The 14,818-nt window shown below is 31.4% G+C and carries 16 protein-coding genes; 4 read left to right on the top strand and 12 right to left on the bottom strand.

Going from position 1 to position 14,818, the window contains the following annotated elements:
* Nucleotides 1-4: 4 nt before the first annotated feature.
* The 4 genes from ABXT65_RS02010 to ABXT65_RS01995 all read right to left on the bottom strand — a co-directional run bounded on the left by ABXT65_RS02010 (nucleotide 5) and on the right by ABXT65_RS01995 (nucleotide 3,908).
* Nucleotides 5-781, bottom strand: coding sequence for an Asp/Glu racemase (locus ABXT65_RS02010; protein WP_415289888.1), 777 nt, complete (start codon nucleotides 779-781; stop codon nucleotides 5-7).
* Between the two features lie 147 nt (nucleotides 782-928).
* A complete protein-coding gene (locus ABXT65_RS02005) occupies nucleotides 929-2,431 on the bottom strand; it encodes a tripartite tricarboxylate transporter permease (protein WP_415323851.1) in 1,503 nt (500 codons plus the stop codon).
* The gene (locus ABXT65_RS02000) at nucleotides 2,428-2,898 is read right to left on the bottom strand and encodes a tripartite tricarboxylate transporter TctB family protein (protein ID WP_415323849.1); all 471 of its coding nucleotides are present in this window, start codon (nucleotides 2,896-2,898) and stop codon (nucleotides 2,428-2,430) included. The genes ABXT65_RS02005 and ABXT65_RS02000 overlap by 4 nt, the downstream gene beginning before the upstream one ends.
* Nucleotides 2,899-2,927: 29 nt before the next feature.
* Nucleotides 2,928-3,908 (bottom strand): tripartite tricarboxylate transporter substrate binding protein, encoded by a 981-nt coding sequence (locus ABXT65_RS01995; RefSeq protein WP_415323847.1) that lies wholly within the window; start codon nucleotides 3,906-3,908, stop codon nucleotides 2,928-2,930.
* A gap of 118 nt (nucleotides 3,909-4,026) precedes the next feature.
* Here ABXT65_RS01995 and ABXT65_RS01990 point away from each other — a divergent pair, with 118 nt between their 5' ends.
* Nucleotides 4,027-4,725, top strand: a complete 699-nt coding sequence (locus tag ABXT65_RS01990; RefSeq protein WP_415323845.1) for a helix-turn-helix domain-containing protein — start codon at nucleotides 4,027-4,029, stop codon at nucleotides 4,723-4,725.
* A gap of 93 nt (nucleotides 4,726-4,818) precedes the next feature.
* Here ABXT65_RS01990 and ABXT65_RS01985 read toward each other — a convergent pair whose 3' ends face one another.
* From ABXT65_RS01985 to ABXT65_RS01970, 4 genes are all read right to left on the bottom strand, one after another.
* A complete protein-coding gene (locus tag ABXT65_RS01985) occupies nucleotides 4,819-6,243 on the bottom strand; it encodes an MmgE/PrpD family protein (protein ID WP_415323844.1) in 1,425 nt (474 codons plus the stop codon).
* Nucleotides 6,243-7,718 (bottom strand): tripartite tricarboxylate transporter permease, encoded by a 1,476-nt coding sequence (locus ABXT65_RS01980; RefSeq protein WP_415323842.1) that lies wholly within the window; start codon nucleotides 7,716-7,718, stop codon nucleotides 6,243-6,245. The genes ABXT65_RS01985 and ABXT65_RS01980 overlap by 1 nt, the downstream gene beginning before the upstream one ends.
* A complete protein-coding gene (locus ABXT65_RS01975) occupies nucleotides 7,718-8,182 on the bottom strand; it encodes a tripartite tricarboxylate transporter TctB family protein (RefSeq protein WP_415323841.1) in 465 nt (154 codons plus the stop codon). The genes ABXT65_RS01980 and ABXT65_RS01975 overlap by 1 nt, the downstream gene beginning before the upstream one ends.
* A gap of 78 nt (nucleotides 8,183-8,260) precedes the next feature.
* Nucleotides 8,261-9,238 carry a Bug family tripartite tricarboxylate transporter substrate binding protein gene (locus ABXT65_RS01970; RefSeq protein ID WP_415323839.1) on the bottom strand — a complete coding sequence of 326 codons (978 nt, stop codon included), beginning with the start codon at nucleotides 9,236-9,238 and terminating at the stop codon, nucleotides 8,261-8,263.
* Between the two features lie 166 nt (nucleotides 9,239-9,404).
* Here ABXT65_RS01970 and ABXT65_RS01965 point away from each other — a divergent pair, with 166 nt between their 5' ends.
* Together ABXT65_RS01965 and ABXT65_RS01960 are read left to right on the top strand one after the other, a co-directional pair.
* Nucleotides 9,405-10,079 (top strand): IclR family transcriptional regulator, encoded by a 675-nt coding sequence (locus ABXT65_RS01965; RefSeq protein WP_415323838.1) that lies wholly within the window; start codon nucleotides 9,405-9,407, stop codon nucleotides 10,077-10,079.
* 26 nt (nucleotides 10,080-10,105) lie between these two features.
* Nucleotides 10,106-11,185 carry an AbrB family transcriptional regulator gene (locus ABXT65_RS01960; protein WP_415323836.1) on the top strand — a complete coding sequence of 360 codons (1,080 nt, stop codon included), beginning with the start codon at nucleotides 10,106-10,108 and terminating at the stop codon, nucleotides 11,183-11,185.
* A 3-nt stretch (nucleotides 11,186-11,188) separates the two neighbouring features.
* Here the strand turns inward: ABXT65_RS01960 and ABXT65_RS01955 are convergent, their stop codons facing one another.
* Nucleotides 11,189-12,127, bottom strand: coding sequence for a glycosyltransferase family 9 protein (locus ABXT65_RS01955; protein WP_415323835.1), 939 nt, complete (start codon nucleotides 12,125-12,127; stop codon nucleotides 11,189-11,191).
* Nucleotides 12,128-12,159: 32 nt separating this feature from the next.
* Between ABXT65_RS01955 and ABXT65_RS01950 the strand changes: the two genes are divergently transcribed.
* The gene (locus tag ABXT65_RS01950; RefSeq protein ID WP_415323833.1) at nucleotides 12,160-12,549 is read left to right on the top strand and encodes a DUF6165 family protein; all 390 of its coding nucleotides are present in this window, start codon (nucleotides 12,160-12,162) and stop codon (nucleotides 12,547-12,549) included.
* On the opposite strand, the gene ABXT65_RS01945 is transcribed toward ABXT65_RS01950, so the two are convergent.
* Genes ABXT65_RS01945 through ABXT65_RS01935 form a run of 3 tightly spaced genes read right to left on the bottom strand, consistent with a single transcriptional unit; the run spans nucleotide 12,543 to nucleotide 14,805 of the window.
* Nucleotides 12,543-13,217: an ABC transporter permease gene (locus ABXT65_RS01945; RefSeq protein ID WP_415323831.1), complete on the bottom strand. Its 675-nt coding sequence runs from the start codon at nucleotides 13,215-13,217 to the stop codon at nucleotides 12,543-12,545. The genes ABXT65_RS01950 and ABXT65_RS01945 overlap by 7 nt on opposite strands.
* Nucleotides 13,217-13,909: an ABC transporter permease gene (locus ABXT65_RS01940; RefSeq protein WP_415323830.1), complete on the bottom strand. Its 693-nt coding sequence runs from the start codon at nucleotides 13,907-13,909 to the stop codon at nucleotides 13,217-13,219. Before ABXT65_RS01940 ends, ABXT65_RS01945 begins: the two co-directional genes overlap by 1 nt.
* A 44-nt stretch (nucleotides 13,910-13,953) precedes the next feature.
* Nucleotides 13,954-14,805 carry a transporter substrate-binding domain-containing protein gene (locus tag ABXT65_RS01935; protein WP_415323829.1) on the bottom strand — a complete coding sequence of 284 codons (852 nt, stop codon included), beginning with the start codon at nucleotides 14,803-14,805 and terminating at the stop codon, nucleotides 13,954-13,956.
* Nucleotides 14,806-14,818: the final 13 nt, after the last annotated feature.

The following is a 14,818-nucleotide window of genomic DNA, read 5'->3' as shown; positions in this document are numbered from 1 at the left end:
CTGTCTACACTTTTGTATTTTTTATATCTGTCTTCAAAAGAGTTCCTCCTCCGGGTGTGATAGCTTTTAATCCCAAGGCTTGTAAAATACTCCAAGTAGTAGCAACTGAAGCAGATAATGTAGGGATACCAGTTTGTTTTTCTATTGCTTCAATGGCAGGCAAAGATGGCATTTGAACACAAGCTGAAGCAACAATTGCATCTACTCCTTTTGTATCAAGTTTTTTCCAAAGTTCAGCAGGTGCCATTGGGTCTTGTGAAGCAACATCTAAGTTATTTGGAATTTCCAGTGCCAGATAATCTTTTACCTCTACTCCTTCACTTTCAATATAATCAACAACCATTTTTGACAAAGGTTTCATGTATGGACAAATAATTGAGACTTTTTTTGCACCTAGCGAATGAAGTGCATCGACCAAAGCTCCAGCAGAACTAACTGTAGGTGTTGGTGATCCATTTGCAGCACTTGCCTCAAACAATCTTTTAGCACTCACATTATGGTAACCATGACCTCTACTCATAATTGCAACAAGACACGCATAAGCCTGAACCTCCACTGCAGCATCTGAGAGTTCAGCGGCACAACGAAGACTGTCATCATCCATCCGTTCCAATTCTTCTTTTGTTACATTTTTCATTCTCATACGTGAGGAATGGAAAGTGAAATGGTCTGGAAAAATATCCTCTCTTGCACGCAAGAGTGCTGGTATCTCTGTTTCCATAGTGACATTTGAACTTGGTACAATCAGACCAACACGTCTGGCAGTTTTTTGAGAAATCATTATTTTTCCTTTATTTAAATTTTTGGATTTTAAATTAGCATTATTTAAATTTATATTTACATTTTTTTTAAATTTAAGACAGTTCTTTTTGAGACTTGTCTAATTTAAATAATGCAAGATTGTAGATAGGTTTAAAAAAATTCTAAACTAAATTTTTTTATTTTTAATTGTTTTGTATATTTGCCAACCAACAATTAAAATTGTCACTCCTATTATTGAAGCTGTAAGAGGTCTATTCCATAAAAACTCCCACGAACCATCACTGATTAGCAATGATCTTCTTAAATTTTCTTCCATTAAACCACCGAGAACAAAGGCTAAAATGAGGGGTGGCATCGGAAAATCATATAAGCGCATAAATGTTGCAACAACAGCAATTCCAATCATTAAATAAATATCAAAATTATTAAATGACATTACGTAAATTCCTGTGATTGAAAAAAATAGAATAAGTGGAATTAAATAGTTTTTAGGTACCGCGAGTATTCTTGCTATGTAAGGAATTAAGGGCAAATTCAATATAAGTAATATGACCATTCCAATATACATGGACATAATTACTGACCAAAAAATTTCTGGATTGGTTATATAAAGTCTAGGCCCTGGTTGAATTCCAAATCCTAATAAAGCACCAAGCATAACAGCGGTAGTTCCACTTCCAGGTATTCCTAAGGTTAATAAAGGAACAAAGGCTCCAGAACACGCTGCATTGTTTGCAGTTTCTGGTGCTGTTAATCCATGAACACTACCTTTTCCAAATTTTTCTTTTTCTTCATCACTAACAAAATTTCTTTCCATTCCATATGCTAAAAATGATGCAATAGTTGCACCAGCTCCTGGTAAAACTCCAATTAAAAAACCTATCACTGAATTCCGAGGAATAGCTTTTAACATTTGAGTCCTTTCCTCTTTATTAATTTTGATTGAACCAAGCTCTGTCAATGAAACCTGTTTTGCAACTGCAGAAGGGTCATTTCTTTTTAAAATAATTGTTAATGCTTCACTCATTGCAAAAGTTGCCATTACAACTAAAACAAAACTTATTCCGTCTGTTAAGTTCATATTATTAAAAGTAAATCTAGTAATATCAGATAAAGAATCTTGGCCTACTGATGCTAACATTAAACCTAGAACAACCATCATCATTGCTTTTAAAAATTGTCCCTTTGATGAAAAAGCTGCAATTGCTGTTAAACCCAATATCATTAAAGCAAAATAATCTGGTGATCTAAATGATAAGCTTACTTTTGATAAACTTGGTGCAAGGAATAATAAATATATTGTAGCAAGTGTTCCTCCAGCAAAAGAACTCCATGCAGCTATAGCTAAAGCTTTTCCTGCTTTACCTTGCTGTGCCATAGGATAACCATCAAATGATGTCGCAACAGTCCCTGGTACACCTGGTGCATTTAATAAAATTGATGAAGTTGATCCACCAAATACAGCGCCATAATAAACACCAGCCATTAAAATCAATCCTGTTGCAGGATCAAAGCCATAAGTAATTGGTATCATTAATGCAATTGCTGTCATTGGTCCAAGACCTGGTAACATTCCAATGATTGTTCCAAAAAAACAACCAATCATAACCATAAATATATTTTGAAATGTAAGAGCTGTTTTTAATCCAATTAAGATTCCCTCAATCATCCCATTACTCCAATTAATTTTAAAAATGGATCTCTTAAGTAAATTTCAAGTACCCCATGTAAAAGATACATGAACAGTGCCACAAATGGAAAAGATAAGAAAAATATCCATAACCACCTTCTCTCACCTAAAGCGTAGTAAGAGGATGCTAAAAATATTGATGTAGTTAAGAAATACCCAACTCTTAATATAGTAAAACCATAAATAATTGCGATGAGAACCAATATAGCTGTCTTTTTATATTCCAAACTCTTGTGATCAACTTTAATGGTGTTCACTTCTGGTAAGATAACTTTTAATCCAGAAAAAAACATACCGGCATAACCTAGATAAATTGGAAATGTTTTGGCATTAAAGGGTGAATTTTCATCAAATGAAAAAACTTGAATATTGTAAGCAGTGTATAAATATAATGCTGAAAAAATAAAAAAGAGCAGTGATATAATTTTAGTAGTATTTATATTCACTGCTCTAATTTTTAAATAATCCTAAAGGATTATATAACTCCTAATTTCTTCATAAGAGCTGTCATTTCTACAGTTTGCTTTTCTAAGAATTTAACAAAATCCTTATCTGAGTTATAAATATTAACCCAAGCGTTTCTTTTTCTTACAGCTTCCCATTCAGGAGTTTTCATAACTTTACCCAACATTGTAGATAAAGCTTTTTTATCTTTATTGCTCATATTTGGAGGCCCAAAAAATCCTCTCCAGTTTACGAACTGAACATCATAACCTTGTTCTTTTAAAGTTGGTGCATCAGGTGCATCAGCTACTCTTGATGGTGCAGTAATACCAATAATTCTTACTTGGTCTCTTGCTCCCATAAGTTCACCTAAACCTGTAGAGATAATTTGTGTCTCACCAGATAAAAGTCCAGCTAAAGCTTTTCCACCAGCATCGTAAGGGATGTAAGCTACATCATTTGGATTTGCTCCTGCAGCTTGAAACGCTAAAGCACCAATTAAATGGTCCATACTTCCTCTTACTGATCCACCAGCCATTTTAATAGATTTTGGATCTTTTTTATACGCATCAACTACATCTTTAAAGTTCATGTAAGGTGAGTTTTTTGCTACAGCTATTGCACCATAGTCACCAATAACACCAGCGATTGGTGTTACATCTTTATAAGATAAAACTCCAGATCCTGAAACATAACCCTTATGTCTAGTGATAGATCTTAAAACTAATGGTGTTGATTGAACCAAGACTGTATTTTTAGGCTGAGTATTAATCATGAAAGCTAAAGCTTTTCCTCCACCACCACCTGACATATTTTCAAATGATGCACTTTTTAACATTCCTGATTTTGTTAAAGCTTCTCCAGTACCTCTAGCCGTTCCATCCCATCCGCCGCCAGCACCACCACCAATTACGAAATGGATTTTATCCATTGCGATTGAATTTGTTGCTGTTGCAGAGAATAATAGAATTGCTGAAAATAGTACTGAAACTATTTTTCTAATGTTTTTCATTATTTCCTCTTTATTATTAGTTAATAAAGCATTTACTTGAAATTTAAACCAATAGTCAATACCCCTCTACCGTGTTGTTCTATCAGTTAGAACATGCTATTCTACCTAGTAGAATATAATGAAAATTAAAAAAAAAATTAGTGGAGTTGAGGCTGTAAACAAAGCACTAGAAATTATAAATTGTTTTACTCTAAAGAAAGAAACATTAAGCATAACCCAGATTTCAAAAATTACGGGTGATTACAAAAGTAGAATTTCTAGAATATCAAAGTCATTAGAAAATTATGGGTTTTTAAGAAGAATTGATAACGGTGCATTTAAACTTGGAAGTTCGATTGGTAGGCTAATAGAAGTTTACGACGATAGTTTCAATTTTAAAAAACTTATTAAGGATGAATTGGATTTCATAATGACAAAATCAAATGAAACAGCTAGTTTTTTTGTAAAACAAAAAAATTATAGAACTTGTTTGATAACTAGCGAACCCAATAAACCCATAAAACACACAATTCAAACTGGATTAAAAAGACCTCTAGACAAAGGTTCAAGTGGACATGTTCTTTCAGTATTTAATAATTTACCAATTAAAAATAAAGAAGCTATTTTTAGAAACCAATTCTCTATGTCTTTTGGTGAAAGAGATAGAGAAATCGCTTCAATTTCTGTTCCAGTAATGCCAAATAAAAAAAAAATTTTAGGTGCACTGACAATTACGGGACACATTAGTAATTTTAACAAAAAAAATTGTTTAATATTTCTAAACGTTTTAAGACAATCAAGAATTAAGATTGAAAAAAAACTTCATAAAAGTTCATAAAATAATCAAAAAAAATAGATACTGAGATAATTTTATTAATATAGCTTAGCAACTGCTCTTCAATTTTAATATGAAGAGCAGTTACCTTAGTAATTATTTACTTAATAATTTACTTATAGATGAAATATTTTTAACTTTATCTAAATCTTTAATTACCTTAATCAAGGCTTTGGATTTTGCTAATGGCCATTTTGCAAACTCAGCACAGCCTAAAAATTTATCTGCAACCTCATCATAAGACATTGGAATTGAGGGACTTCCTTTTCCAAAATCACCTCTTCCAGATATTTTTTTTCCATTTTTTAAATGTATATCAATTATAGTCGTCATTTTATCATATCCAGCAGCTTCTGCTTTTTGATTCTTATAAAAGTTTATTTTTTTAAGCATTGATTGAACATCAGGTTTGTTAATTCTTTTATCCTGATACTCAGGTATATATGCTCTTCTTTGCACCAATAAAATTGCCATTGAGTACTCCATGCTAAATTTGGCTTGGAATTCATTTTTTGGTTTATGATGAATTAACGCATTCTGCATATTGTGATTTGTTCCAACATCAACTCTTACAACTTGATCTGGCTTGATATCAAATTTGTTAATAAGCTCTAACATTTTTGTCATTCCAGGGTGAGTTAAAGATCCACAAGGGTGTGGTTTTATTGATATTCCTGGACTTTTAAAGGTCCATGGTCTTCCCAGTTTTCCCTTAACAGAATCTAGATCGTATCCACCTCCATGTGCTTGAAAAAACCCTCTAGGTGATTCTAAAATTTTATCTGCTGCTGACCATCCGTAATCAACAAGATCACAAGCTATAACGCCACTTTCGGCCGCTCTACCTGCATGCAACGGTTTTGTCATTGTTCCAAAATTTTCTCTCAAGCCCGCACTTAAAGAAGCTGCAATACCTAAGGATTGTTGGATTTTTTCCACACTAAATTTTCTAATTTTAGATGCTGCTGCTGCTGAGGCTAACGTTCCACAGGTCGCTGTTGAATGAAATCCATGCTGATAATGTCTTGGCGACATAGCTTCAGAAACTTTACACTCAACATCTACTCCAATTAAATAGGCATTTAAAAAATCTTTACCACTTATTTTATTAATCTCACCTTCAGCAAATGCACTAGGTAAACATGGTGCCGTGGGATGAGTTAAAAGTCCATAAACTCTATCTGATCCTACTGCTAATTGTGTGTCGTCATAATCATCTGAGTGTATACCTACACCATTTGCTAGTGCTGCAAACTGACTCGGAACTTTCATTTTTGACCCAATGACTGTTGCTTTTCCTTTTGCAGAATTTTTTTTAATATGTTTGAACAAATAATTGCCTGTTCTTGCAACAGACCCTGATAATGCTAAACCAAAGCCATCTAAAATATGCTTTTTTGCTAACTCAACCACATTAGTAGGAATGTTTTTAAATTTTGTATCATAAATAAATTTAGATACATATTTTGTAAGATCTTTTCCTTTAGAGCTGTTTATGTTTGGTGTGTAGGCTTTTTTCATTATATCTTCCTTTCAGTTAAAAGATTTTTGATTGGTTTGTAAAATAAGCTTAATAGCGTTAAAGCAAAGAAGGTCAATGCTATCGGTCTTGTAAAAAACATGAATAGATTTTGATCAAAAATAATGATTGATTGTGCAAGAGAGTTTTCTACAAGCCCACCAAGAACTATTCCCATTATTATAGGTGCTGGCGAAAATCCAGATCTTCTTAAAAAAAATCCAGCTACACCAGCAATTAACATGATATAAACATCAACCATTGATTGAGATAGTCCATACGATCCAACTAAACAAAAAACAAATACTGATGGCCACAAGAATCCTCTTGGTATAAGTGAAATTCTAGAAAAAATTTTAGCACCTAGTAATCCAAATATTAGAAATATAAAATTAGCTAAAAACATTGCGTAGAAAATTGTATATAATAAGTCTGGTTGTTGTTCGAATAAGTAAGGACCGGCTCGCAACCCATGAATCTGAAAGCCTCCTAAAATAACAGCTGTTGTTGCGGAGCCAGGAATACCTAGGGCAAGTGTTGGAATCATAGCACCACCAGTTGCAGCGTTATTAGCAGCTTCTGGGGCCGCAACACCTTCAAGCTCTCCTTTACCAAAATTTTCTTTATTTTTTGACCATCTTCTAGCTTCGTTGTAACCAATCATTGCGCTAACCGTTCCTCCTTCTGCGGGAAGAATACCAATAAAAGTTCCAATACCAGATGACCTTAAAATTGTTTTAATACATCCTTTGAACTCCGCAATTGTAGGTAATTTTATTGCTGAAAATTTTATCCTCTCTAATAAAAGTTCACTTTTTGATGCTTGAACAAAAATTTCTGACATCGCAAATAATCCAATTAAAACTGGAATAAAACTAATACCATTAAATATTTCACCTACATTAAAAGTAAATCTTGTTATTCCTGTTGTTAAATGAACACCGATTGTTGCAATAAATAAACCAATAAGCCCACCTATTAAGTTTTTAACTGGTGATTTTGCACTTATTGAAGCTAGCATTGATAAACCAAATATTGCTAGGGCAAAATATTCAGGTGGTCCAAACTTATATGCAATTCTTGCCAGTGTCGGTGCAAAAATCATTAAAACTACTAAAGATATAATTCCACCTACTACACTTGATACAGCTGCCATTCCTAAAGCTTTACCGGCCTGCCCTTTTTGTGCCAACGGGAATCCATCAAATGCTGTAGCAGCTGCTGGTGGTGCACCTGGAGCATTAATTAATATTGCAGTTATTGATCCTCCAAAAGTACCTCCACAATATAAAGCAGCCATAGAAGCTATAGCAACGCTTGGTTCTAAATAAATTGTAAAAGGTAGTAATAAAGCAATTGCCATACCCGAACTTAACCCTGGTAACGCACCTATTAAAACACCAACAATAGTTGCCCCAACAATCATAGAAAATGTAGTTATGTCTAAAATTAAAGTAATCTTGCTTAGTATTTCCATTAGTAAAAATTCCTGACTATAAAATCTTCAATAATTCCCTGAGGAAATTTGAGCTGAAGTATTAATGTAAATAAAACAAATATAAAGATTGTCATCCCTATTGAATAAAAAAATACATTTAACTTATCTTTTCTTTGCCACAAAAAAGGGGTAACAAAAGTAAATATAAAAATGGTTAAAAAAAATCCTAATTTATCAGCAATTAAAATGATAAAAGCCATAAAACAAAACGTTACATAGGCATTTTTTTTAATAATTTCTTTTTTCTTATCTATTAAATTTTTATTTTTATATATTTGAAACACACTCAGTAAAATTATTAAAGTGAAAATCAACCTAGGCATCATTGTTGGTTGCATCCCTTGAGCTAAAATTTCTGGAACCTCATCAAATGAAAAAGTAACAATAAATAAAAATACTGTTAATGAAATTATTACAGATAAAATTTTAATGTCTTTGATCATTTTAATTTGATAGTTTTAATTTAAAAAAAAGGAGGGGTAATTTACCCCCCCCCATATTTTTTATTATCTTTAATTTAACTACTTAGCTAAACCTAAACTTACTAAAGCAGCTCTCGCTTCTTTGTAAATTTTTTTTATTTCTATATCCCAAGCAGCAGCTCCTGCTACACTTGAGGAATCTAGACCCGCACCTGTTAGATAGTTTTGGTAAACTGGGTGTTTCATAGCTTTTAGAAAGCCAGCTTCTAACTTATCAATAGCTGCTTGTGGTGTTCCTTTTAGAACTACAATACCTCTAACTGTTGCAAAAGATGCATTAATACCTTTTTCTTTAAGGGTAGGTGTATTAGGAAGTGCAGAAAGTCTGTTATCAGCCATTACTGCTAATACTCTTAATTCTCCACTATCTAATTGATCTTTACCTTCATCCAAATTAAGGCCTGCTGCATCAATTTGATTTCCAACTAGATTGGTCATTATAGCTCCGCCACCATCAAAAGGTACAAATGCTATCTTGGTTTTAGCTTCTCTAGCAAAAATTAAGCCTGAAATATGGTCAACACTTCCAACGTTAGTTCCACCATACTTAATGGGTTTTTTGTTTCCAGCTTTGATAAGATCTTCAATTGTTTTGTATGGGCTTTTTGCATTAACAAAAATAACAATTGGATCCACTGTTGTTCTTGCAACACCAACAAAGTCATCGATTGTTAAAGCAGTTCCGCCTCTAGCCATTCGAAACAAATGTGTAGGTGTGATAGCTAATACAGTATGTCCATCTTTAGGCTTAGATTTAACATAAGCCATTGCTATGTTTCCACCATCCCCTTTTTTTGGAGTTATATAAGCATTATTTTTTAGATTTTTTCTTGTTCTAATTAATAACATTCTAGCTGTTGTGTCAGTTCCACCACCAAGACCAGCATGAGTTACAACCTCAATTGGCTTTGATGGAAAATCAGCAGCATTAACAACTGTTGTAAATTGTCCAGCCGCAACAACCGATGTGATTATTAACGAAAAAGTAAGAAAAATACTTTGTATTTTTTTTATCATTTTATTCCTCTCTATTGATTCAATTATTATAAATTAAATATTAATAAATGGACTATGTCAAACAGTTTTACATATTAAAATATAGTTTCACATTGTAAAACTTATTAAACAAAATTAAAAAATATTGTTTCACATTGTAAAACATTTACAGTAAAGTTATGAAATAATGAGCTCAGATATAAAAGTAATAGATAAAGCATTTAAAATCATAGGTTGCTTTGATGAAAAAAATAAGAGCGCTTCACTTAAACAAATTGCATTAATAACAAAATTAAATAAATCAACTATAATTAGAATTTGTAGATCTTTAATCAAACATGAATTTTTAATTAAAAATGAAATTGATGGAAATTATCAATTAGGTTTTAATAGCTGGAAGATTGGATCAACATATAATAGCACTTTGAATATTGCCAGTGAAATGAAGAGTATATTAAGCGATATATGTAACGAAACTGGAATGTCAGCAAGTTACTGGGTAAAAGCAGGTCAAAAAAAAATTTGTCTTTATAGAGTAAATTCTACTTCAGAAATAAATCATTATATTCCCGAAGGAAGTACTGCACCACTTGTTGCTGCAAGTGGAAAGATTTTATTGGCATTTTTAAGTGATAAAAAAAATATAGCAAATGAATTAAAAAAAAAAGGTTATATTTTTACATCAGGTGAAAGATTAAAAAATATCGCAAGTGTTGCAATACCTATATTTAATTATAACAATATTTTTTGTGGTGCTCTAAATGTTTCAGGATGGAAAGAAGATTTCACAAAAAAAAATATTAGTTTTTATGCTAAAGTATTAAATTATAAAAAAGACCAACTTAAAAATATTCTAGACTAATAATTATAAGACATAACTACATCTAAATGAAAAATAAAAAATTCTTATCAAAATTAAGAAATATCTATAGTGAAATAAAAGAAAGCTACAAAGCTATTTTTATAGGAATTGCTGGAGGTTATATCGGCACTTTAATCGGGTTACCCCTACCTTGGTTGCTTGGTTCTCTTGGTTTGAACTTATGTTTTGCATTCACCAGTTATAATATTGATTTTCCAACAAAGTTATTAAGTCCTGTTTTTTTAATAGTTGGTATAATTCTTGGTGGTACTTTAAATGCCTCTTTACTCTACAAAATTCACTTATGGGTTTATTCATCAGTAGCAATGATAATATGCACAATCTTAAGTACAATGATTGCGGGTTTTTACTTTTATAAAGTTTGTAAATTTGAAAAATTAATTTCAGTACTTGCAGCTCTACCTGGCGCTTTTGTACCAATTTCTGCAGCTCTTTTAGAGTTTGGAAAAAAAGATAGTCATAAGGCTGTTTTAATACCTCAGGCAACTAGAGTTATATTCATAGTCAGTTTTGTTCCTATATTATTTATTAAACAGCTCGGTTTTTCTGAAATGTCAGGTTATGGTTTTGTGAATATTTATGACTTAAAATATTTCTTAGAAATCACTTTCCTTGTTATAATTTGCTTCTTATTCTCAGGTTTCTTAAAAAGATTTAATATTCCATCTCCAACCCTAATAGGCGCAATGGCTTTATCCGGTATTCTTTATACTTTTGAAATTGTAAACTCGAGGTTTCCAAACACATTTATAAATATTGCTTTTATATTTCTAGGAACTGCTCTTGGAAGCAGATTAAATGGATTAAAGATTAAAGAACTCATTTTTTTTATATTCCATGGAATTATAGTCAGTTCAATTTTGATTATTGTAGCAATGTTAACCGCCTATTTACTTAAAGAATTTCTAGGTTTTGATTTTATACCTACTTTTTTAAGTTTTGCTCCAGGTGGTATTCACGAAATGGTAGTCATAAGTATTGCCTATAATATTGACCCCATATTTGTAAGCTATCATCATTTTTTAAGAATATTATCTATAGTGATAGTGTTACCCTTTTTACTAAACAGATTTCGCGAAAACTAAATACTAAATTAATTTAACGATTCTCTCAAAAACTTTTTTAGCACTTAACTTTTCTAAATCAGTAACTTGAATTGCTTTAAAGTTTTCTCGTTCAATACTAACTTTGTAAGCAGTTGTGTGTTTACCAAATAAAGTCAAACCTTTCACGCCAAGATGAGCCGAAATATGAGCTGGACCCGTATCATTTGCAATAACAAATGAACTTTCTTTAATTAAACTTGCAAGTTGAGAGATATCAAGAGCTTTACCTTTATCTAAAATTGAAACAACATTAATGCTTTTTGCGTCATCAATCTCAGATGGACCTGGTGCTACAACAACTTTAATTTGTTCACCATATTTATTTTTAATTAACTCTATTAACTCATTATAATGAGGCCACTTTTTATGGGTTAGATGAGCTGAACAAAAAGGAAATAAAACAATATATTTATCTAAATTAAATTCTTGTTTAATATTATTAATATTGATGACAGCCCAACTAAAGTTTGGCTTCATTGTATGCTCAGTTTTAATTCCAGAAGTTTTTAGCTGATGATCAAGTCTATCTAGAACTGGGTTTTTATCAAATTCTTCTTTTAAAATATTACTTGGTAGAGTGGTTTCTGAACTAGACCAAGTATTAAAATTTGCTTTTGAAAATAAGATATTTTTATAAAATTTTGTTCTAGATGAATTTTGTAAATCATAAACTTTTTTTATATTTAGTTTCTTTAAAGTTCTCATCAACAAATATAGATAAATTAGATTAAATCTTGATAGACGCTTGTCTAAAATAACATTGTGAATAAATGGATTTTTTCTAAATAATTCAAAATAAGGTTTTGTTGTTAATATATGTATTTGATCTTCTGGATGATTTTCAAAAATACCTTGAATTGCCCCACAAGCTTGCGCTATATCTCCTAAAGAACCATGTTTGATAATCAAAATATTAGACATATTTCTAACAACTTAACATAGTATAAAATTTTATGAATAAAATTCTAGTTGAAGTATCAGTTGGAGAGCTTTTAGATAAAATTTCTATTTTAGAGATTAAACAAGAAAAGATTAAAGATCTCGAAAAGCTAAAATTTATTAATACTGAGCACAGTATTTTAAAAGATCAATTAGATAACAATGTTATATCTGATGAAAAACTTAATACTCTTTTTCAGTTACTAAAAGATATTAATGCAAAGTTATGGGTGATTGAAGATGATAAAAGATTATGTGAAAAAAATTCTGATTTCACTGAAAACTTTATAAAACTATCAAGGGACGTTCATTTTTTAAATGATGATCGAGCTAAAATTAAACTAGAAATGAACAATCATACAGGTTCTAAGATTAAAGAAATTAAAGAATATACCTCTTATTGAAAACTATATTTTTTTTCTAAATATTTTATCAAATTGTGAATGATAAAAGTCATAAACAAATAAATCCCACCTGCTAAAAGAAACACCTCTAAAGGTTTGTAGGTGGTTGATACAATGTGTTTTGCTACACCAGTTATATCCATTAATGTTACAGTGCTTGCAAGGGACGTTCCTTTCATCATTAGTATAATTTCATTACCATATGCTGGTAAAGATTGTCTAATCGCTACTGGAATTTGAATTTTATATAAAATAATTTTGCTTGATATCCCTAGACTTTTACCAGCTTCTATAATTCCAGGTTTTATAGTTTGAAAAGCTGATCTTAAAATTTCTGAAGTATAAGCACCCGTATTTAAAGCAAATGCAATGATTGCACACCAATAAGGTTCTTTTAATATTACCCAAAGAAAAGTTGATCTTAACCACTCAATTTGTCCAAAACCATAATAAATTATAAATATTTGAACCAATAAAGGAGTTCCTCTGAATAGATAAGAATACCCATAGGCAAACTTATTTAAAAATGGGTTTTTATTTAATCTTAAAACTGCAAATAAAAATCCAATAAATAAACCTATGATTAAAGATGCCGATAATAATTTTAAAGTTATAACTGCTGCACTAAGTAGTTTTGGCAAACTTGTTATCATTAAATCAAAATCCATTAAAAGCCCCTGCTATATTTGGCTTCAAGCCTGTTAATCAATTTCATGCTCAAAAATGTTAGCATCAAATATAAAACTGCAGCAAAACAATAAAAGAATAAAGGATCTCTAGTAGAGCCTGCTGCAATATAAGATTGTCTCATGATCTCAACTAAACCTGTAACTGATATTAAAGATGTGTCTTTTAAAGTGATCTGCCAAACATTACTTAAGTTTGGAATAGCTAATCTTAACATTTGAGGTAGAATTATTTTATAAAATTGAGCAAATTTACTAACACCTAAAACTTTTGCAGCTTCAAATTGACCTTTATCTATTGATTGAATTGCACCTCTAAATACTTCTGTTGAATAAGCCCCAGATATAATGCCGATTGCAACTGAACCCGTAATAAATGCATTAATTTCTATATATTCAAAGTATCCAAAAATTGAAGCAAGGTACATAATCGCTCCACTACCCCCAAAAAAGAAAATGTAAATTACTAATAATTCAGGAACACCTCTGATTACCGTTGTGTAAGTATTTCCAATAAAATTTAAAAATTTATTATTTGATAATTTAAGTGGTGTAAAGATTAATGAAAATAAAAAACCGATTAACATTGCAGTAACTGCTACTGCAATTGTCATTAGGGTTGCATAAAATAATTCATCACCCCAACCTGTTTTACCGAATGTGAGAAGTTCCATATAGACTGGCGACTATATATTATAGTCGCCAAATCTGAAATTAATTACATAGAAACGTCGTCACCAAACCATTTAATAGCAAGTTTGCTAATAGTTCCATCTTTTCTAGCTTTATCGATTGCTTTGTTGAAGTCTTTTAGAAGTTTAGCGTCTCTTTTTCCAATCGTATCATCTCCACCTTGTCTAATTCCAACACCAACACCATCTCCAAAAGCACCACCAGCTAAATTAGGTCCAACTGTTACAACTGCTTTCCCAGAGGCTTCAGCAAACTCTACAAATGAAGCTTTAGCAGCTAATGCAACATCACATCTACCAGAAGTTAAATCTAAGTTTACTTCATCTTGAGTTTTGTAAGTTCTAACATTTACTTTACCTACATCACCAGACTCTAAAAAGTTTTGGTGAATAGTTCCAGTTTGTGTACAAACCGTTTTTCCAGCTAATGATTCTGTAATGGTTTTTAAAGTTTTCTTAACATCAGATCCACTTCTATTTAAATTAACAGCATCTGGTGTATCTATATTCTCAAGGCTTGAACCTTTCATTACAGCTAGAGTAGCTGGTTCTGTTGCGTATCCTTGTGAAAATGTAATTGTTTCTTGTCTTTCAGGTGTAATAGACATTCCTGCCATAATTACATCAAATTTTCTCATCAATAACGCTGGTATCATTCCATCCCAATCTTGTGGAACAAAAGTACACTCTTGTTTCATTATTTTACATAACTCGTTTCCAAGTTCAATTTCAAAACCAACAAGCTTTCCTGAAGCATCAGTATTATTCCACGGTGGGTAAGCTCCTTCTGTTCCAATTTTAATAGAGTCAGCATTTGAAGATATTGTTAGGAATAAGGAAATTAACAATCCGAATCCAAAAGTTTTTAATTTGTTCATAATTTTCTCCTTT

It is taken from the genome of Candidatus Pelagibacter sp. Uisw_127 (assembly GCF_047722515.1).
Classification (GTDB): Bacteria; Pseudomonadota; Alphaproteobacteria; order Pelagibacterales; family Pelagibacteraceae; genus Pelagibacter.
The sequence above is the reverse complement of the archived record's forward strand: the minus strand, read 5'-3'. Positions and strand labels throughout refer to the sequence as shown.